At 59.3% G+C, this 17,530-nt stretch carries 19 protein-coding genes; 10 read left to right on the top strand and 9 right to left on the bottom strand.

Annotated features, from left to right (window positions below; all coding sequences use genetic code 11):
• Nucleotides 1–69 precede the first annotated feature (69 nt).
• Genes ftsX through ftsY form a run of 3 tightly spaced genes read right to left on the bottom strand, consistent with a single transcriptional unit; the run spans nucleotide 70 to nucleotide 3,259 of the window.
• Nucleotides 70–1,104 carry a permease-like cell division protein FtsX gene (ftsX, locus tag RYC18_RS14420; RefSeq protein ID WP_316886333.1) on the bottom strand — a complete coding sequence of 345 codons (1,035 nt, stop codon included), beginning with the start codon at nucleotides 1,102–1,104 and terminating at the stop codon, nucleotides 70–72.
• Nucleotides 1,101–1,772 (bottom strand): cell division ATP-binding protein FtsE, encoded by a 672-nt coding sequence (gene ftsE, locus RYC18_RS14415; RefSeq protein WP_002555631.1) that lies wholly within the window; start codon nucleotides 1,770–1,772, stop codon nucleotides 1,101–1,103. The genes ftsX and ftsE overlap by 4 nt, the downstream gene beginning before the upstream one ends.
• Complete coding sequence (gene ftsY, locus RYC18_RS14410; protein WP_316886326.1) at nucleotides 1,769–3,259, bottom strand: signal recognition particle-docking protein FtsY; 1,491 nt, start codon at nucleotides 3,257–3,259, stop codon at nucleotides 1,769–1,771. The genes ftsE and ftsY overlap by 4 nt, the downstream gene beginning before the upstream one ends.
• 256 nt (nucleotides 3,260–3,515) lie before the next feature.
• Here ftsY and RYC18_RS14405 point away from each other — a divergent pair, with 256 nt between their 5' ends.
• From RYC18_RS14405 to RYC18_RS14385, 5 genes are all read left to right on the top strand, one after another.
• Complete coding sequence (locus RYC18_RS14405; RefSeq protein WP_002555633.1) at nucleotides 3,516–4,868, top strand: M16 family metallopeptidase; 1,353 nt, start codon at nucleotides 3,516–3,518, stop codon at nucleotides 4,866–4,868.
• A complete protein-coding gene (locus RYC18_RS14400) occupies nucleotides 4,865–6,358 on the top strand; it encodes a pitrilysin family protein (RefSeq protein ID WP_316886325.1) in 1,494 nt (497 codons plus the stop codon). The genes RYC18_RS14405 and RYC18_RS14400 overlap by 4 nt, the downstream gene beginning before the upstream one ends.
• Complete coding sequence (rsmD, locus tag RYC18_RS14395; RefSeq protein ID WP_003316320.1) at nucleotides 6,358–6,948, top strand: 16S rRNA (guanine(966)-N(2))-methyltransferase RsmD; 591 nt, start codon at nucleotides 6,358–6,360, stop codon at nucleotides 6,946–6,948. The genes RYC18_RS14400 and rsmD overlap by 1 nt, the downstream gene beginning before the upstream one ends.
• A 74-nt stretch (nucleotides 6,949–7,022) precedes the next feature.
• Entirely contained in the window at nucleotides 7,023–7,367 is a 345-nt protein-coding gene (locus tag RYC18_RS14390) for a hypothetical protein (RefSeq protein ID WP_316886324.1), read from the top strand.
• A gap of 183 nt (nucleotides 7,368–7,550) precedes the next feature.
• Complete coding sequence (locus RYC18_RS14385) at nucleotides 7,551–8,576, top strand: hydrolase (protein ID WP_316886323.1); 1,026 nt, start codon at nucleotides 7,551–7,553, stop codon at nucleotides 8,574–8,576.
• A 16-nt stretch (nucleotides 8,577–8,592) separates the two neighbouring features.
• Here the strand turns inward: RYC18_RS14385 and RYC18_RS14380 are convergent, their stop codons facing one another.
• The gene (locus tag RYC18_RS14380) at nucleotides 8,593–9,450 is read right to left on the bottom strand and encodes a sulfurtransferase (RefSeq protein WP_005744090.1); all 858 of its coding nucleotides are present in this window, start codon (nucleotides 9,448–9,450) and stop codon (nucleotides 8,593–8,595) included.
• Between the two features lie 54 nt (nucleotides 9,451–9,504).
• Nucleotides 9,505–10,167 carry a TetR/AcrR family transcriptional regulator gene (locus RYC18_RS14375; protein WP_005744091.1) on the bottom strand — a complete coding sequence of 221 codons (663 nt, stop codon included), beginning with the start codon at nucleotides 10,165–10,167 and terminating at the stop codon, nucleotides 9,505–9,507.
• Nucleotides 10,168–10,481: 314 nt separating this feature from the next.
• Here RYC18_RS14375 and coaD point away from each other — a divergent pair, with 314 nt between their 5' ends.
• Both coaD and RYC18_RS14365 read left to right on the top strand, forming a co-directional pair.
• Entirely contained in the window at nucleotides 10,482–10,961 is a 480-nt protein-coding gene (gene coaD / locus RYC18_RS14370; RefSeq protein WP_002555639.1) for a pantetheine-phosphate adenylyltransferase, read from the top strand.
• A gap of 98 nt (nucleotides 10,962–11,059) precedes the next feature.
• On the top strand, nucleotides 11,060–11,311 hold the full coding sequence (locus tag RYC18_RS14365) for a YfhL family 4Fe-4S dicluster ferredoxin (protein WP_002555640.1): 252 nt from the start codon (nucleotides 11,060–11,062) through the stop codon (nucleotides 11,309–11,311).
• Between the two features lie 8 nt (nucleotides 11,312–11,319).
• Here RYC18_RS14365 and RYC18_RS14360 read toward each other — a convergent pair whose 3' ends face one another.
• The 3 genes from RYC18_RS14360 to RYC18_RS14350 form a co-directional block, all read right to left on the bottom strand.
• Nucleotides 11,320–11,658, bottom strand: a complete 339-nt coding sequence (locus RYC18_RS14360) for a hypothetical protein (RefSeq protein WP_002555641.1) — start codon at nucleotides 11,656–11,658, stop codon at nucleotides 11,320–11,322.
• A 98-nt stretch (nucleotides 11,659–11,756) separates the two neighbouring features.
• Complete coding sequence (gene mutM / locus RYC18_RS14355) at nucleotides 11,757–12,569, bottom strand: bifunctional DNA-formamidopyrimidine glycosylase/DNA-(apurinic or apyrimidinic site) lyase (protein ID WP_002555642.1); 813 nt, start codon at nucleotides 12,567–12,569, stop codon at nucleotides 11,757–11,759.
• Between the two features lie 45 nt (nucleotides 12,570–12,614).
• Nucleotides 12,615–13,427: an HDOD domain-containing protein gene (locus RYC18_RS14350; protein ID WP_183132679.1), complete on the bottom strand. Its 813-nt coding sequence runs from the start codon at nucleotides 13,425–13,427 to the stop codon at nucleotides 12,615–12,617.
• 238 nt (nucleotides 13,428–13,665) lie between these two features.
• On the opposite strand from RYC18_RS14350, the gene RYC18_RS14345 reads away from it, so the two are divergent.
• Together RYC18_RS14345 and RYC18_RS14340 are read left to right on the top strand one after the other, a co-directional pair.
• Nucleotides 13,666–14,205, top strand: coding sequence for a type 1 glutamine amidotransferase domain-containing protein (locus tag RYC18_RS14345; protein ID WP_005735018.1), 540 nt, complete (start codon nucleotides 13,666–13,668; stop codon nucleotides 14,203–14,205).
• An 81-nt stretch (nucleotides 14,206–14,286) separates the two neighbouring features.
• Nucleotides 14,287–15,483 carry a class I SAM-dependent rRNA methyltransferase gene (locus tag RYC18_RS14340; RefSeq protein WP_005744093.1) on the top strand — a complete coding sequence of 399 codons (1,197 nt, stop codon included), beginning with the start codon at nucleotides 14,287–14,289 and terminating at the stop codon, nucleotides 15,481–15,483.
• A 108-nt stretch (nucleotides 15,484–15,591) separates the two neighbouring features.
• On the opposite strand, the gene RYC18_RS14335 is transcribed toward RYC18_RS14340, so the two are convergent.
• The gene (locus RYC18_RS14335) at nucleotides 15,592–16,338 is read right to left on the bottom strand and encodes a TraX family protein (protein ID WP_316886318.1); all 747 of its coding nucleotides are present in this window, start codon (nucleotides 16,336–16,338) and stop codon (nucleotides 15,592–15,594) included.
• Between the two features lie 99 nt (nucleotides 16,339–16,437).
• Here RYC18_RS14335 and RYC18_RS14330 point away from each other — a divergent pair, with 99 nt between their 5' ends.
• Entirely contained in the window at nucleotides 16,438–17,478 is a 1,041-nt protein-coding gene (locus tag RYC18_RS14330) for a low specificity L-threonine aldolase (RefSeq protein ID WP_002555646.1), read from the top strand.
• Nucleotides 17,479–17,530: the final 52 nt, after the last annotated feature.

Below are 17,530 nucleotides of genomic sequence, written 5' to 3'. Positions count from 1 at the left end.
ATTGACCCGGAACCGCTAACCAAGTTCCTTGATTTTCAGAAGCCAGTCTGGTGAACGAAAAATTTGCCTCTAACGGGGCGCCAGCTCACGCAAGTGACGAGCGACCGCAATCCAGGCACCGATATACCCTAACAGAACCGCTCCAAGCAAGAGCGAAAGACCATCACCCATCGGAACACCTGCCAGCGCAAAGTCGCTTCCATAGAGACCTGCCAGCCCGACGACCGCACCGTTCAGCCAGTTCAGGCCATAAGCCAGAACGCCCCAGGACAGGATACCTGCCCCTAAACCGTACAGCGCGCCCATATAAAGGAAGGGTCTGCGCACGTAGCTGTCAGTACCGCCCACCAGCTTGATGACTTCGATTTCGATACGGCGGTTTTCAATATGTAGACGAATTGTGTTACCAATTACTAACAGCAAAGCTGAGACAAGCAAAACCGTCAAGCCGAAAACGAATCGGTCACCCAGCTTGAGGATCGCGGCCAGCCTTTCGACCCAGACCAGATCCAGTTGCGCCTGCTCGACTTTAGGCAGTTCTGCCAACCGCGTGCGCAAGGCTTCCAGCGCAGGTTTGTCCACTTCATCCGGCGTTACCAGCACCACGCCTGGAAGCGGGTTCTCTGGCAATTCCTTGAGCGCCTCGCCCAGACCGGACTGTTGCTTGAATTCACCCAATGCCTGCTCGCTGCTGATGTACTCGGCATCTGCCACACCGGGCATCGACTTGATTTCATCGCGCAAGCGAGTGCCATCAGCAGTATTGGCATCCAGCTTCAGGTAGATGGAAATCTGCGCCGCACGCTGCCATGAACCACCCAGACGCTCGACATTGCTCAGTAGCAATGACAGTCCCATCGGCAAGCTCAAGGCAATCGCCATCACCAGACAGGTAAAGAAACTGCCAATCGGTTGTTTTCCCAGACGTCGCAGGCTGTCCAGCAGACTGGAGCGATGGCTTTCCAGCCACGCCGACAACAACGCACTGAAATCCGGACCGTCATCATCATGGTCGTGACGCTGCTTTTTCTTTTTCGGCGGCACTGGATCGGCGGCCTTGGGCGCAACGCGTTCGGACACCTTGGGGCTGCGTGTAGCACTCATACTCCGGCCTCCCCGTCACCGATCAGACGACCGCGTTGCAGGGTCAACATGCGATGGCGCATGCGGGCAATCAATGCAAGGTCGTGACTGGCGATCAGCACGCTGGTCCCCAGTCGGTTGATATCTTCAAACACGCCCATGATTTCCGCCGCCAGACGTGGGTCGAGGTTACCGGTCGGTTCATCGGCCAGCAGCAAGGCCGGGCGATGGACAATGGCGCGAGCAATCCCGACACGCTGTTGCTGACCGGTGGACAGGTCGCCGGGGTACAGCTCGGCCTTATCGGACAGCGCCACACGCTCAAGGGCCGAATCGACCCGTTTGGCAATCTCGGGCTTGGACAGACCGAGGATCTGCAAGGGCAACGCGATGTTGTTGAACACTGTGCGATCGAACAGCAACTGGTGATTCTGGAACACCACGCCGATCTGACGACGCAGAAACGGGATCTGTGCGTTGCTGATCTGCCCAAGGTCCTGGCCGGCCAGCATCAGTTTGCCGGTAGTTGGACGCTCCATGGCCAGCAACAGGCGTAACAGCGTGCTTTTGCCGGCACCGGAATGACCAGTGACAAACAAAAACTCGCCGCGACGTACTCGAAAGCTCAGTTCATGCAACCCGACATGTCCATTCGGGTAGCGCTTACCGACCTGCTCGAATCGAATCATGGACGCTCCCGCTCCGCAAACAGTGCCTGAACAAAGGGTTCGGCCTCGAAGGTACGCAAGTCATCAATACCTTCACCAACGCCGATATAGCGAATCGGCAAGCCGAACTGCTTGGCCAGGGCGAAAATCACGCCGCCTTTGGCTGTGCCATCCAGCTTGGTCAGCGCCAGCCCGGTCAGCGTGACGGTCTGGTTGAATTGCTTGGCCTGATTGATAGCGTTCTGCCCGGTGCCCGCATCGAGGACCAGCAGGACTTCGTGAGGAGCATCTGCGTCCAGCTTGCCGATCACGCGGCGAACCTTCTTCAACTCCTCCATCAGGTTGTCCTTGGTGTGCAGGCGACCGGCGGTGTCGGCGATCAACACATCAATGCCACGGGCCTTGGCGGCCTGCACGGCATCGAAAATCACCGAGGCGGAATCGGCACCGGTGTGCTGAGCGATGACCGGTATGTGATTACGCTCACCCCAGACCTGCAATTGCTCGACGGCTGCAGCGCGGAACGTGTCGCCCGCGGCCAGCATGACCTTCTTGCCTTCCAGTTGCAGCTTCTTGGCCAGCTTGCCGATGGTGGTGGTCTTGCCCGCACCATTGACGCCGACCACCAGAATCACGAACGGCTTGTGCTCGGCCTTGATCACCAAGGGCTGCTCGACAGGCTTGAGCATCGCAGCCAGTTCGCCCTGCAACGAGGTGTACAACGCCTGAGCATCGGTCAACTGTTTGCGCGCGACCTTCTGAGTCAGGCTCTTGATGATGACCGATGTGGCCTCAACGCCGACATCGGCGGTCAGCAAACGGGTTTCGATTTCTTCCAGCAGGTCATCATCGATGGCTTTCTTGCCCAGGAACAGGCTGGCCATGCCTTCGCCGATGCTGGCGCTGGTTTTCGACAGCCCCTGCTTCAGGCGAGCAAAGAAGCCGACCTTACCGGTTTCGGGCTCTTGTACCGGAGCAGGGGCCAGAGCAGGAACCACTTGCGGAACAGGCGCTACCGGTTGTGGCACAGCCTGCGCCACGACGGGTTCTGGTTCTGGAACAGGCTGAACCAGTAGCGGCTCGGGAACACTCAGCGGCACGATATCAGCCACAGGTTGCGCTGCGACCGGCTCGGGCATGGCATGAGCCTGACTTTGCTCTGGAATTGGCGGGGTGATGTGCGGCTCGCGCTCGTCACTCAGTGCCACTGGCTCCTCGGTTACCGGCAAGGTCAGCCACGGCTGAGGCGACGGCGCACCTGGCTCGACATGGCCTTGCTGCGAATGCGCAACCGGCTCGACGATGCTCTCGGGTACAGATTGCGAGGCAGCAGGAGGCTCAACCTGCGGCGTGGTCACAACCGGGTCGTGGACCGGATCGGGTTGCGTCGGGGATGATTCTTGTGGCGCTGGCTCGGCTTGCTGCGGTTTCTTGCGCAGCCATCCGAACAGGCCTTTCTTCTCTCCAGCCTCGGCTGGGGTCTTCTTGTCGTCGTTGGAACCAAACATGGAGGACGGCTATCTCAAGGTTGCGGGGCGCCAGAGGGCGACCCGGAAAAATTCTGACATGCAAAACAGACTGCGTTTAGGACTTCTTGTTCACTCAACGGCCGCTTGAAGCGCTACCTTTACCTGCGTTTCAGACAGGTTTCACTCGCAATCGGCCAGTGAAGGCTGTCTCTGAAGCAAACGGATCAGTATCCTAACACCCCCGCGCCCGCCGACGCTAAGTTCACGCGGGCCGTCCTACAGGTTCAAACTACGAATGAATGCTCTAGCCCGCCGCGCCGCAGGCCTGCTGCTCAGCACTATTTGTCTGCCCTTGACAGCATTGGCTGCTGATTCGCAACCGACCCATGAATTTACCCTGGACAATGGCCTGAAAGTTGTCGTCCGCGAAGATCACCGCGCTCCGGTGGTGGTTTCCCAGATCTGGTACAAGGTCGGCTCCAGCTACGAAACACCCGGCCAGACCGGCCTGTCCCATGCCTTGGAACACATGATGTTCAAGGGCAGCAGCAAGACCGGGCCGGGTGAGTCTTCGCTGATTCTGCGCGATCTGGGCGCTGAAGAGAATGCGTTCACCAGCGATGACTATACCGCCTACTATCAGGTCCTGGCCCGCGATCGTCTGAGCGTAGCGCTGGAGCTGGAAGCCGATCGCATGGCAACCCTGAAATTGCCCGCCGATGAGTTCAGCCGCGAGATCGAAGTCATCAAGGAAGAGCGTCGCCTGCGCACCGATGACAAGCCGATGGGCAAGGCATTCGAACGCTTCAAGGCGATGGCCTACCCTGCCAGCGGCTATCACACGCCGACCATTGGCTGGATGGCGGACCTGGAGCGCATGAAGGTTGAAGAGCTGCGCCACTGGTACGAATCCTGGTATGCGCCGAACAACGCCACGCTGGTTGTGGTTGGCGATGTGCAGCCGGACGAGGTCAAAGCCCTGGCAGAGCGTTTCTTCGGGCCGATCCCGCGCCGCGACGTGCCGCCCTCGAAAAAACCGCTGGAACTGGCCGAGCCGGGCGAGCGCAAGATCACTCTGCACGTCAAAACCCAGTTGCCGAGCCTGATTTACGGCTTCAACGTGCCAAGCGTTGCGACCGCTGAAGACCCACGTTCGGCGAATGCCCTGCGCCTGATTGCGGCACTGCTCGACGGTGGTTACAGCGCACGCATTTCCTCACGCCTGGAACGTGGCGAAGAACTGGTCTCCGGCGCATCGTCGCGCTACGACGCATTTGCTCGCGGCGACAGCCTGTTCATGATCAGCGCCACACCCAATCTGCAAAAGAAAAAGACCCTGGCCGATGTGGAAGCCGGCATCTGGCGTCTGCTCGACGAGCTGAAAACCAAGGCACCGTCGGCCGAAGAACTGGAGCGCGTTCGGGCTCAGGTCATTGCGGGCGTGGTCTACGAGCGCGACTCGATTACCAGCCAGGCGACCATGATCGGCGAGCTTGAAACTGTCGGCCTGTCCTGGAAGCTGATGGACAATGAACTGGAGGCGCTGCAAAGCGTGACCCCGCAAGACATCCAGAAAGCAGCCAATACCTATTTCACCCGTGAGCGCCTCAGCGTTGCGCACGTTCTGCCTGAGGAGAAAGCCAAATGATCACGCGCAACGCTCCACGTCATGCGCTGCTTGGCCTGATCCTGGCCGGTTCACTCGGCACCTTTGTCGCACTGCCAGCCGTGGCCGACAACGCCGCCCCTGCCGAGCAGGGCCAGACCACTCCTGCACTGGGCAGCAACCTGCAAACCCTCAAGGAACTGGACGGCAAGGCGCCGGCCCGTCGTGCCCTGAACATACAAACCTGGAATACCGCCGAGGGTGCCAGGGTGCTGTTCGTGGAATCGCGCGAATTGCCGATGTTCGACATGCGCCTGACATTCGCCGCAGGCAGCAGCCAGGACCAGAAATCACCCGGCATTGCCCTGCTGACCAACGCCATGCTCAATGAGGGCGTCAAAGGCAAGGACGTCAACGCCATCGCTCAGGGCTTCGAAGGCCTGGGAGCGGATTTCAGCAATGGTTCCTACCGTGACATGGCGGTCACGTCCTTGCGCAGCCTGAGTGCTGCCGACAAACGCGACCCGGCACTGAAGCTGTTCAGCGAAGTCGTGGGCAAGCCCACCTTCCCTGCCGACTCTCTGGCCCGTATCAAAAACCAGTTGATCGCCAGCTTCGAGACTCAGAAACAGAACCCCGGCGCTATCGCCAGCAAGGAACTGTTCAACCGTCTCTACGGCGACCATCCTTACGCTCACCCGAGTGAAGGCGACGCAAAAAGCATCAATGCCATTACCCTGGCTCAGCTAAAGGCCTTCCACGCCAAAGGCTATGCGGCAGGCAACGCGGTGATTGCTCTGGTAGGCGATCTGTCGCGAGACGAAGCGCAAGCCGTCGCGGCGCAGGTTTCCGCATCGCTGCCCAAAGGCCCGGCGCTGGCGAAGGTCGCCGATCCGGTTGAACCGAAGGCAGGCACCACGCATATCGAATTCGCGTCCAACCAGACCCACCTGATGCTCGCGCAACTGGGCATCGACCGTAACGACCCGGATTACGCGGCGCTGACCGTGGGTAACTCGGTACTGGGTGGTGGCGGCTTTGGCAGCCGACTGATGACCGAAGTGCGGGAAAAACGCGGCCTGACCTACGGTGTGTCGTCCGGCTTCACCGCCATGCAGGTTGCCGGGCCGTTCATGATCGGCTTGCAAACGCGCGCGGAAATGAGCGAAAACACCCTCAAACTGGTACAGGACATCGTTCGCGACTTCCTCGCCAACGGCCCGACCCAGAAAGAAATCGACGATGTGAAACGCGAACTGACCGGCAGCTTCCCGCTCACCGCAGCCAGCAATTCGGCCATCGTGGGCCAGCTAGGAGCAATCGGTTTCTACAACCTGCCGCTGACCTACCTTGAGGACTACATGGCCGCCGCCCAGAGCGTGACCGTCGAACAGGTGAAAGCTGCGATGAGCAAGCACCTGAGCGCCGACAAGATGGTCATTGTTACCGTTGGCCCGACCGTCGAGCAAAAGCCTCTGCCGGCGCCGACCGACAAACCCACTCGCCAACCTGTAGGGGTCCCGGAACACTGATGGCCAATCCACGTCCGAAGGGCCACAACGGCCTGGGTCAGCTTCGTATCATCGGCGGAGAATGGGGCAGCCGTCGCCTGACCTTCCCCGACGCCCCCGGCCTGCGCCCGACGCCTGATCGCGTGCGCGAAACCCTGTTCAACTGGCTGGCACCCTACATCGCTGGTGCCAGGGTGCTGGACGTTTTCACTGGCAGCGGCGCACTGTATTTCGAAGCCCTGTCCCGTGGCGCCAGCATGGGCCTGGCGCTGGACAGCAACGCGGCAGCCATCGCCAGTCTGCGCCAGAACCTCAACGCACTGAACTGCACCAGCGGCCAGGTCTCCCAGACCGACGCCCTGCGCCATCTGGAAACCGCCACCGCCTCGCCCTTTGACGTTGTGTTCCTCGACCCGCCCTTCCATCAGGGCCTGCTGGCTTCAGCCTGCAACCTGCTGGAAAGCCACGGCTGGCTGGCCGACACTGCCTGGATCTACACCGAAAGCGAAACCCCGCCATCGACCACCGGCTTGCCGGGCAGCTGGCGGTTACACCGCGAGAAAAAGGCTGGTCAGGTGTATTACGCGTTGTGGCAGCGGGGCCAGGGCTGACAGCTCACGAACCAATGCTCCGCGTTTGGCATGCGCTCTGAACGTTCCGCGTCCTGTTGACGACGCAGAGCGTCATGAAAGGCATTCCCACCCTGGAGCAACTACAAGTATCGTGCGACGCTCCGCGTCGCATGCAGTTCTGGACGCTCCGCGTCCTCTTGACGACGCAGAGCGTCGTGAAAGGCATTCCCACGCTGGAGCAACTACAACTATCGTGCGACGCTCCGCGTCGCATGCAGTTCTGGACGCTCCGCGTCCTCTTGACGACGCAGAGCGTTGTGAAAGGCATTCCCACCCTGGAGCAACTACAACTATCGTGCGACGCTCTGCGTCGCATGCAGTTCTGGACGCTCCGCGTCCTCTTGACGACGCAGAGCGTCGTGAAAGGCATTCCCACGCTGGAGCGTGCGGAACGATAACCTCGACTATCGTGCGACGCTCGGCGTCGGCATGTCGTTCTGGACGCTGTGCGTACTCTTTTGCGATGCAGAGCGTCACGAAACGCATTTCTAGACGCAACGACACCGTCAAGCCACTTACATCCCGGTCCACTTAATGGCAACGTACAGCTTCAGCCCCTGAACTGATCGTTGAGCAAGCACGTGTCCACACGCCTTACCTTTCTGTCCCATGCCAATCCATTCGTACCGGCCGTCGGCATGGGCAATCCGCATTTGCAGACGCTTTGGGGGCCGCTGCTGCGCAGGCCGACGCTGCTGGCGCGTACGCGCGAGCGGTTGTGGTTGAAGGATGGGGATTTTCTGGACATGGACTGGCATGGCTCGGATGAGCCCGATAAGCCCTTGGTGCTGGTATTGCACGGCCTGACCGGGTCGTCCAATTCGCCTTATGTTGCCGGCCTGCAAAAGGCCATGGCAGCGCAGGGCTGGCCGAGTGTGGCGTTGAACTGGCGCGGTTGCTCGGGAGAACCCAACTTGCTGTCGCGCAGTTATCACTCAGGCGCGAGCGAGGACCTGGCCGAAGTGATCGCTCATTTGCGCTCGCTGCGGCCATTGGCTCCGATTTATGCGGTGGGGTATTCGCTGGGCGGCAATGTGTTGCTCAAGTACCTCGGCGAATCCGGCGCCAACAGTGATTTACGGGGCGCAGTGGCGGTGTCCGTGCCGTTCCGTCTGGACGAATGCGCCAACCGTATCGGTCAAGGCTTCTCGCGGGTTTATCAACGGCACTTCATGCGCGAAATGCTGGCGTATATCCGTGACAAGCAGCATCGGTTCCAGCATGAAGGCATCAGCGAGGGGCTGGCCGAACTCGCCGCGCTGGGCTCACTGGAGAACATGCGAACGTTCTGGGACTTCGATGGACGGGTGACTGCACCGCTGCATGGTTTTTCCGACGCCACGGATTACTACCGCAGGGCATCCAGCCGCTACTATCTGGGTCAGATTCAGACGCCGACGCTCATCATCCAGTCCAGCGACGACCCGTTCGTGTTCCCCCACAGCCTCCCCGAACCAAGCGAGCTGTCGTCCTGCACCGAGTTCGAGCTACACGCCAAAGGCGGGCATGTCGGTTTCGTCGACGGCTCGCTGCGCAATCCGGGCTATTACCTTGAGCGCCGCATCCCGTTATGGCTAAGCGCTGCACATCAGCGCGAAAACGCCTGATCAGGCTGACGACGCATCAACCGGCGCCCGTGGCGATTTCATGCTCGGGATCGTTGATCCACTCGCTCCACGAGCCCGCATAAAGCGTTGCCAGCGGGTATCCGGCCAGGCACAGGGCGAACAGGTTATGGCAGGCCGTGACGCCTGATCCGCAGTAGGACACCAGACTTTCCGGCGGACGACCCTGCAATTTTTCGGCAAAACGCTGCCTGAGCTGCTCAGGTGGCAAAAAGCGTCCATCCGGCCCGAGGTTATCGGTACAGGCCGCACACTGAGCACCTGGAATATGCCCGGCGACAGGGTCCAAAGGCTCTACGTCACCTCGGAAGCGCGCTTCGGCGCGGGCGTCGATCAAGGTCATTTCCGGGCGACCGAGACGGCCATGCAAGCGACTGCCGCTGAGCACCATCGACATGTCCGGCTCACCGCTGAAACTGCCTGGCTCACGATTCGGAGCGTCAAGGCTCAACGGCAACCCGGCAGCGTGCCAGGCTTTCAGCCCTCCATCGAGCAGGTACACGCCTTCGCGCTTGCCCATCCAGGCCAGCAACCACCAAGCGCGCGCGGCGTACATTCCCGGCCCATCGTCATACAGCACAACATCACTGTCAGCGTTGATACCCCAAGCCTGAAAGCATTGCAGCAAAGCGCCGGGATCGGGCAGTGGATGACGTCCGGTCTTGCCTTTGATAGCAGGCCCGCTGAGGTCGCGCTTCAAATCGGCAAAGGACGCGCCCTCGATACGCCCTTGGGCGTAACTGCGCTGACCGTAATCGGAATCTTCAAGCGCATAACGGCAATCGAGAATCACCAGACCTGGGGTTTTCTGTCGTGCAGCCAGTTGCTCGGGGCTGATCAGTTGCGCAATGGACATGACACACTCCTGCGGCAGAGAACCGACAAGCAGGCCGCTCATCGGCTCTGAAATTCACATCAGAACCTCAGGCAACGTCGAGTGAAACGTTTCGCATAGCGCGTCGAACGCTTCGCGAGCCTGAGGCGCGACAAATACAGATTCGAGCATAAGTACCTGATAGACGCCACGTCGAATCGCCGATTCGTTCAACTCTGTAGCGTTTTCCCGGTTGGTGCACAGAAAACGCACCCACGACGTCAGAACGATCCAGGTGTTGAGACTGGTCCACTCGATCTGCGATTCATCCATTTTCAGGATGCCAGCCTTGATAAACCCCCGATAGATAGTCATCGCCTGCATCAGGCAGCGATACGAAAAGCGCCGGTAACGCCTCGCCAGCTCTGCATCCGACGTCAGTAGATGCTCAAGGTCGCGATGCAGAAAACGGTAGCGCCACATGGCGTCCATTATCGCCAGAAAATAATCGCGCTTGTCTTCAATGGTCGGCGGGCGGTCGGCAGGCAGGGTCAGAAAACTGCCCACCAGCGTTTCGTACTCGGTGAACAGCTCGGCGATGATCACCTGCTTGTTGGCGAAGTGGTAATAGAGATTGCCGGGCGAGATTTCCATGTGCGCAGCAATATGATTGGTGGTCACGCTTCGTTCGCCCTGCTGATTGAACAGCTCCAGACTGGTTTGCACAATGCGTTCACGGGTTTTGGTACGGGTTGCCATGCGGACAAGGCCACTCTAATTGCTAATCAGATGATGGCAATCTTAACGCAGGCAGATGCCGCAATGGCGGCAGAATCGAAGCAGCACCCGTGACGAGTCGACGCAGACAAGCTGAACACAAGGTGTCTTAGCCAATTGCTGCGCGTCGAGCATTATCCGCACCACAGTAAATAGCCCCAAAATCGGGGGTTTGGGCTGAAACATGGCCGATAATCGGCGCAATACGACGCTTGGCGCTTATTACGCAGCTTGGCCCATCGGGAAGGCTGCGATACCATCCGAGTCCCACAACGGACTCCGACCAGGACGACGCGATGAACCGAGTGTTGTACCCAGGCACCTTCGACCCGATTACCAAGGGCCATGGAGATTTGGTCGAGCGCGCCTCGCGCCTGTTCGATCACGTGGTCATTGCGGTTGCCGCCAGCCCGAAGAAAAACCCGCTGTTTCCTCTGGAACAACGCGTCGAACTGGCCCGCGAAGTCACCAAACACCTGCCCAACGTGGAAGTCGTCGGCTTCTCGACGCTGCTCGCGCATTTTGCCAAGGAACAGAATGCCAACGTCTTTCTGCGCGGCCTTCGCGCGGTATCGGACTTCGAGTACGAGTTTCAGCTGGCCAACATGAACCGTCAGTTGGCACCGGACGTCGAAAGCCTGTTCCTCACGCCCTCAGAGCGCTACTCATTCATTTCCTCGACGTTGGTGCGTGAAATCGCGGCGTTGGGCGGTGATATCACCAAATTCGTTCATCCTGCCGTCGCTCAGGCGCTGACCGAACGCTTCAAGCGCTAGACGCACTGCATGTGAAGGTGCATCCCGAAGCCTAATGCGGCACAATTCGCCGCATTGGTTTTAATGTGCCCCGGCGTCGGCTGCGGCAGGAGCAATTCATGTCCCTTATCATCACTGACGATTGCATCAACTGCGACGTCTGCGAACCCGAGTGCCCAAACGAGGCGATTTCACAAGGCGAGGAGATCTACGTGATCAACCCGAACCTGTGCACCGAATGTGTGGGTCACTACGACGAGCCTCAATGCCAGCAGGTTTGCCCGGTCGACTGCATCCCCCTGGATGAAAATCACGTCGAGAGCAAAGAGCAGCTGATGGACAAGTACCGGATCATCACCAGCAAGGTCTGATACAGCCTTTACTGCTGCTTGCCGTACCCGTCACCGGTGCAACCCAGGCAACGCACAAAGGCTGCCTTGCCCGGATCGACCACCAGCGCCTTGCCCGTTGCGCCGAGGTTGCCGCCTGCAGCTGCAAAAGGCGCAGCAATCACGAACAGCCCTGTACCGATGACCGTGGCTGCTATCAACAGCGGTCGGGCAATCAGCAGATCGCCGATCATCGCGAACGCTGGCGGGTTTTGAATGGTGTAGACCGGATCGCCGCTGCCGGTGGAGACATCGGCGGCAATCGCAGGCAGCGCCTGCAGGCCGATAAACAGCGCCAGCGTGGCAGCAAGAATACGAAACGGTCTCATGGCTTGGTCCTTCAGGCGTAGCAAATAATTAAGGTGCCATCACTATAAACAGGGGTGCAGCTTAAGCAAGTGGCCTGACGCTCTGCGCCTCTCGTATTTCAGCGCTGGCATTTTGGACAGTAAACACTGGCGCGCTGCCCCAGCTTGATTTCACGCAACGTTGTACCGCAGACCTTGCATGGCTGGCCGCCACGCCCGTAGACAAACAATTCCTGCTGGAAATACCCCGGCTTTCCGTCGCCGCCGATGAAGTCACGCAGGGTGGTACCGCCGCGCTCTATAGCGTAGGTCAGAATGCGCTTGATCTCGATGGCAAGCTTGAGATAACGAGCCCGTGAGACGCCTCCGGCTTCGCGTCGCGGGTCGATACCCGCCGCGAACAGTGCTTCGGTCGCGTAAATATTGCCCACCCCGACCACCACGGCGTTGTCCATGACAAACGGTTTGACCGCAATCGACTTGCCGCGCGAGCGCTCGTAAAGGCGCTCACCGTCGAACAGATCAGTCAGCGGCTCCGGCCCCAGACGAATCAACAACTCGTGGTTATGCGGATCAAGGCTCCAGAGCATCGCCCCGAATCGACGCGGGTCGGTGTAGCGCAAGGCCAGCCCGGACTCCAGTTCGATATCGACATGCTCGTGCTTGAGCGCCGGAAGCCCGGCCTCGACGAGGCGCAGATTGCCCGACATGCCCAAGTGGCTGATCAGCGTGCCCACTTCGGCCTGAATCAGCAGGTACTTGGCGCGCCGGTCCACCTGCACAATGCGCTGTCCGGAAAGCCGGATGTCCAAATCTTCGGGAATGGGCCAGCGCAAACGGCTGTCGCGTACGATAACGCGGCTGACACGCTGACCTTCAAGATGGGGTGCAATGCCGCGACGGGTGGTTTCTACTTCGGGTAATTCAGGCATGTATCACTCGGTTTTACAGGAAGGGCAAGCCAGCAGCGCACAGGCTCAGCGCGCGCCCAGCTCGCGGATGCTTTCCCTCAGGTATTCAAAGTCATATTCGGACAAGCCCACGTAATCCAGCACCAGCGCACCAATGCATTCCCATTCGTGATCTTCGCCCTGATTGCCCAGCACCTGGTAGGACTGGCAGATGTGCTCGGCCATTTTCAGGGGGGCCAAGAGGTTCTTGAGCGGGGCATTGCGACTGGTATCGTCCTGAAAAATCGCCAATGCGTTGTGATGATTGGCGATCGCGTCAGTCACGTGCGCAGGCAAGCGCCATGACTTGGCCGTGTAATAGCCGACCACCGAGTGGTTGGTGTGGAACGCGGCGTTTTCAGTATCGACAACGCGACAATCAGGCCCTGCGTTGGCGTAGGCTTGTTCAAGGACCGGCATGTAATTCGGGAAGCGCTTGAGCATCAACGGAATACCGCAGTCATGGAACAGGCCCAATGCGTAGGATTCATCCACAGTCTGCGAGCCGATGCGCTTGGACAGCGTCAGACTGGTCATTGCGACATCCTGCGCGGTGTCCCAGAAGCGATTAAGCGCGACGATGGTCTCATCGGTCATCTCGCCCCTGATCGACTGTGCGTTGATCAGATTGATCACGGTACGACTGCCCAGCAGATTCACGGCCTTGTCAATCGAGGCAATCTTGTTGGACAGGCCGTAGTGCGCAGAGTTGACGATCTTCAGCAGCGCCCCGGACAAACCCGGATCTTGCGCAATCAGCCGCGCAATTACCCCAAGGTCCGGATCGGGCATGTATTGCTCCATCTGCAGATCCACCATGATCTGCGGCTGCGGGGGCACACTGATACCCTGCAACGCTTGCTGGATCTGTTCTGGGCTTAGCTCTTCGGACATAGGAATTTACTCACCGTAATGACTGGATTCTGACCCCTTGCGGGGAAACGGTCCATCACCCAAGACGAAGATATTCTCGGAACTTTGCCAAATGCCAGGCTTCGGACCTTGTGTTGACGGCGTATATGGCGGCCTCAAAACGACCGCCAGACGCCACCCTGAAAGCCCGACACTGGAGGATCCCATGTCTAAAGCACTGACTGGCAAACGCATCGCAATTCTTGTAACCGACGGTTTCGAACAGGTCGAACTGACCGGCCCGAAAGAAGCGCTGGAGCAAGCAGGTGCCACCGTGGAAATCCTGTCCACCGAAGAGGGCCAGGTCAAAGGCTGGAATCACGACAAACCTGCCGATGATTTCAAGATCGACCGCACGTTCAAGGCGGCCAACGCCAGCGACTACCATGGCGTGGTTCTGCCGGGCGGCGTACAGAACTCCGACACCATCCGCATAGACACGGACGCACAGAAGCTCGTCAAGGACATAGAGGGCTCCGGCAAACCAGTGGCGGTTATCTGTCACGGCGGCTGGCTGTTGATATCGGCAGGCCTGGTGAAGGGTAAAACCCTGACCAGCTTCAAGACGCTGAAGGATGACCTGGTCAACGCCGGGGCTAAATGGGTTGATCAGGAAGTTGTCACCGACGGCACGCTGATCAGCAGCCGCCAGCCTGATGACATCCCGGCCTTCAACAGCAAGTTGATTGAAGCGCTGTCGGCTTGATCGGTTGCGATTATTGTAGTCATCCCGGCGCACTACCGGGATGACGCGCTATAATCCCGCTCTTTTTTCAGGAGCGACGTCATGTCCCTGCCTAGCTTGCGCCTCAAAGCCAACGCCGACCGCCGCCTGCGCGCCGGTCACTTGTGGGTCTACAGCAACGAAATCGACGTAGCCGCCACCCCGCTGCATGGTTTTGCAGCCGGTGATCAGGCCATCCTCGAAGCTGCTGGCGGCAAGCCGCTGGGCATCGTCGCCATGAGCCCCAACAACCTGATCTGCGCACGTTTGCTGTCGCGCGACATCAAGCTGCCGCTCGATAAGTCTTTGCTGGTCCATCGCCTGAACGTGGCGCTGTCGCTGCGCGAGCGTCTGTTCGACAAGCCTTTCTACCGCCTGGTCTACGGCGATTCAGACCTGATGCCGGGTCTGGTGGTGGATCGGTTCGGTGACATTCTGGTTGTCCAGCTGGCCTCGGCCACCATGGAAAACCACAAGGAAGACATCATTGCCGCGCTGGTTCAGGTCATCAAGCCAAGCGGCATCCTGTTCAAGAACGACTCAGCCGCTCGCGATGCGGAAGGTCTGAATCGTTATGTCGAAACCGTGTTCGGCCTGGTTCCCGAATGGGTTGCGCTGGAAGAAAACGGCGTGAAATTCGAAGCACCGGTGATGGCCGGGCAGAAGACCGGCTGGTTCTACGACCACCGTATGAACCGCGCGCGCATTGCCCCCTACGTCAAAGGCAAGCGTGTACTGGACCTGTACAGCTACATTGGTGGCTGGGGAATTCAGGCAGCGGCTTTTGGTGCCAGTGACGTGACCTGCGTCGACGCATCGTCCTTCGCCCTTGATGGCGTTGAGCGCAACGCAGCCCTGAATGGCTTCGCAGAAAAAATGACCTGCATTGAAGGCGATGTTTTCGAAGCGCTGAAAGAGCTGAAAGCCGGTGAAGAGCGTTTCGATGTGATCGTTGCCGATCCACCTGCGTTCATCAAACGCAAGAAAGACATGAAAAACGGCGAAGGCGCTTACCGCCGCCTGAACGAGCAAGCCATGCGCCTGCTCAGCAAGGACGGCATTCTGGTCAGCGCTTCCTGCTCCATGCACCTGCCGGAAGACGACCTGCAAAACATCCTCCTGACCAGCGCCCGCCATCTGGACCGCAACATCCAGCTACTGGAACGCGGCGGCCAGGGCCCGGATCACCCGGTACACCCGGCAATTGCCGAGACGCGCTACATCAAGAGCATTACTTGCCGGTTGCTGCCTAACAGCTGATGCTTCCAGCGTCGGAATGCAGTTCACGACGCTCTGCCTTGCAAGAGGACGCAGAGCGTCCGGAACGGCATGCGACGCGGAGCGTCGCACGATAGTTGAGGTTATCGTTCAGCCACGCTCCAACACCGTCCGCAAACCCAGCAATACCAGAAAGTGCAGCGGGTAGATCGCATAGGCCCAGCGCCGCATCGGGATCACTGCGAACTTCGGTTTGGTGCGCAGTAGCGCTATGCCCAGCGCAGGTGCCACCAGGCAGGCGGCTATCGAGCCAATGGAAATCGGATCGCCCCAGCTCGCGCCGGCAAACATCTGCGGCCAGGCATTGCCTGCGAGACAGAAAGCTGCCGGAAACACCGAATACCAAAGGCGCTTTTGCAGCACCAACAGAAAAACCAGCGGCAGCAACACGCCGGCAAAACCAAACATCAATTGTTGCTGAAAAACCGCCCCCAGCAGCAGGGCCACGATGGCCATGATTCGCGTCGTCACGTTGCGGTGCTGCCAGCCTTGAGCAATCAGCAGCCCCAGCAACAGGGTCGGCATCACGTTCAGCACGGTCACATCCGCCATGAACAGCCGATACGGGATTTCTGATAGCGCTGCAAATGCCAGCAGCCACCCCAGATAGCGCCATTGCACCCGCGGGGCCAGAATGGTTGCGCTGCGCCGGGAAAGGTTTACGGCAATTGCCAGACAGAACCAGGGAAAGGCGAAACGCCCCGGCACGTAAAGAAAATCAACTGACCAGCCCACATAGCGAAGATGATCGAGCACCATGCTCAGCATCGCCAGCCACTTGAGCAGGTCCAGCGCCTTGTTGCGTCCGGGCAGAAAAGGCGGGTTGGACAGATCCATATCGCTCCTGAATGGGGAATTGCGTCATGCAGTCAACACATGACCGAACCTTATATTGTCGCTACAGTGCGCACCATAATCGCCCATAAGGAATCGGCCATGACAGACCAAAGCCAACAGTTCGCCAGCGACAACTATTCCGGTATCTGCCCTGAAGCCTGGGCAGCCATGGAGCAGGCGAACAAGGGGCATCAACGTGCCTATGGTGACGATCAATGGACTGCACGCGCATCAGATGATTTCCGCCGTCTGTTCGAAACCGACTGCGAAGTGTTTTTTGCCTTCAACGGCACAGCGGCCAACTCGCTGGCGCTGTCATCGCTGTGCCAGAGTTACCACAGTGTCATCTGTTCGGAAACGGCTCACGTTGAAACCGATGAATGCGGCGCGCCGGAGTTTTTCTCCAACGGCTCCAAACTGCTGACAGCACGCAGCGCAGGCGGCAAGCTGACCCCGGAGTCGATTCGCGAAGTGGCGCTCAAGCGTCAGGATATTCACTACCCCAAACCGCGCGTCGTGACGCTGACCCAGGCCACCGAGGTAGGCGGCGTTTATCAGCCCGAAGAACTCAAGGCAATCAGTGCGACCTGCAAGGAGCTGGGCCTGCATCTGCACATGGACGGTGCCCGCTTCTCCAATGCCTGCGCCTTTCTGGAGGCCTCACCGGCAGAACTGACCTGGAAATCCGGCGTCGATGTACTGTGCTTCGGCGGTACCAAAAACGGCATGGCGGTGGGTGAAGCCATCCTGTTTTTCAACCATGACCTGGCTGAAGACTTCGATTACCGCTGCAAACAGGCCGGGCAACTGGCGTCGAAAATGCGCTTTCTGTCTGCGCCGTGGGTCGGGCTGCTGGAAAACGACGCTTGGCTCAAACACGCACGCCACGCCAACCATTGCGCACAACTCCTGGCCGAACTGGTCAAGGATATTCCCGGCGTGGAGCTGATGTTTCCGGTACAGGCCAATGGTGTGTTCCTGCAATTGTCGCAACCGGCCATTGCAGCATTGACGGCCAGGGGCTGGCGTTTCTATACCTTCATCGGCAACGGCGGCGCACGCTTCATGTGTTCGTGGGACACCGAAGAAGAGCGCGTGCGTGAACTGGCCGCCGATATCAAGCTGGTGATGCAGGGCTGAAGCGTCTGGCTCAAAGCTTGCAGGTGCAGCCTGGCAATCGTGGGGGGGTAAT

The sequence above is a fragment of the Pseudomonas syringae group sp. 247E2 genome (assembly GCF_032587795.1).
In the GTDB taxonomy this organism is placed as follows: domain Bacteria; phylum Pseudomonadota; class Gammaproteobacteria; order Pseudomonadales; family Pseudomonadaceae; genus Aquipseudomonas; species Aquipseudomonas amygdali.
The sequence above is the reverse complement of the archived record's forward strand: the minus strand, read 5'-3'. Positions and strand labels throughout refer to the sequence as shown.

What these genes read in the sequence shown, in the direction of transcription:
- ftsX (WP_316886333.1), bottom strand. Translation starts at nt 1,104, where the DNA reads ATGAGTGCTACACGCAGCCCCAAGGTGTCCGAACGCGTTGCGCCCAAG.
- ftsE (WP_002555631.1), bottom strand. Translation starts at nt 1,772, where the DNA reads ATGATTCGATTCGAGCAGGTCGGTAAGCGCTACCCGAATGGACATGTC.
- ftsY (WP_316886326.1), bottom strand. Translation starts at nt 3,259, where the DNA reads ATGTTTGGTTCCAACGACGACAAGAAGACCCCAGCCGAGGCTGGAGAG.
- RYC18_RS14405 (WP_002555633.1), top strand. Translation starts at nt 3,516, where the DNA reads ATGAATGCTCTAGCCCGCCGCGCCGCAGGCCTGCTGCTCAGCACTATT.
- RYC18_RS14400 (WP_316886325.1), top strand. Translation starts at nt 4,865, where the DNA reads ATGATCACGCGCAACGCTCCACGTCATGCGCTGCTTGGCCTGATCCTG.
- rsmD (WP_003316320.1), top strand. Translation starts at nt 6,358, where the DNA reads ATGGCCAATCCACGTCCGAAGGGCCACAACGGCCTGGGTCAGCTTCGT.
- RYC18_RS14390 (WP_316886324.1), top strand. Translation starts at nt 7,023, where the DNA reads ATGAAAGGCATTCCCACCCTGGAGCAACTACAAGTATCGTGCGACGCT.
- RYC18_RS14380 (WP_005744090.1), bottom strand. Translation starts at nt 9,450, where the DNA reads ATGTCCATTGCGCAACTGATCAGCCCCGAGCAACTGGCTGCACGACAG.
- RYC18_RS14375 (WP_005744091.1), bottom strand. Translation starts at nt 10,167, where the DNA reads ATGGCAACCCGTACCAAAACCCGTGAACGCATTGTGCAAACCAGTCTG.
- coaD (WP_002555639.1), top strand. Translation starts at nt 10,482, where the DNA reads ATGAACCGAGTGTTGTACCCAGGCACCTTCGACCCGATTACCAAGGGC.
- RYC18_RS14365 (WP_002555640.1), top strand. Translation starts at nt 11,060, where the DNA reads ATGTCCCTTATCATCACTGACGATTGCATCAACTGCGACGTCTGCGAA.
- RYC18_RS14360 (WP_002555641.1), bottom strand. Translation starts at nt 11,658, where the DNA reads ATGAGACCGTTTCGTATTCTTGCTGCCACGCTGGCGCTGTTTATCGGC.
- mutM (WP_002555642.1), bottom strand. Translation starts at nt 12,569, where the DNA reads ATGCCTGAATTACCCGAAGTAGAAACCACCCGTCGCGGCATTGCACCC.
- RYC18_RS14345 (WP_005735018.1), top strand. Translation starts at nt 13,666, where the DNA reads ATGTCTAAAGCACTGACTGGCAAACGCATCGCAATTCTTGTAACCGAC.
- RYC18_RS14340 (WP_005744093.1), top strand. Translation starts at nt 14,287, where the DNA reads ATGTCCCTGCCTAGCTTGCGCCTCAAAGCCAACGCCGACCGCCGCCTG.
- RYC18_RS14335 (WP_316886318.1), bottom strand. Translation starts at nt 16,338, where the DNA reads ATGGATCTGTCCAACCCGCCTTTTCTGCCCGGACGCAACAAGGCGCTG.
- RYC18_RS14330 (WP_002555646.1), top strand. Translation starts at nt 16,438, where the DNA reads ATGACAGACCAAAGCCAACAGTTCGCCAGCGACAACTATTCCGGTATC.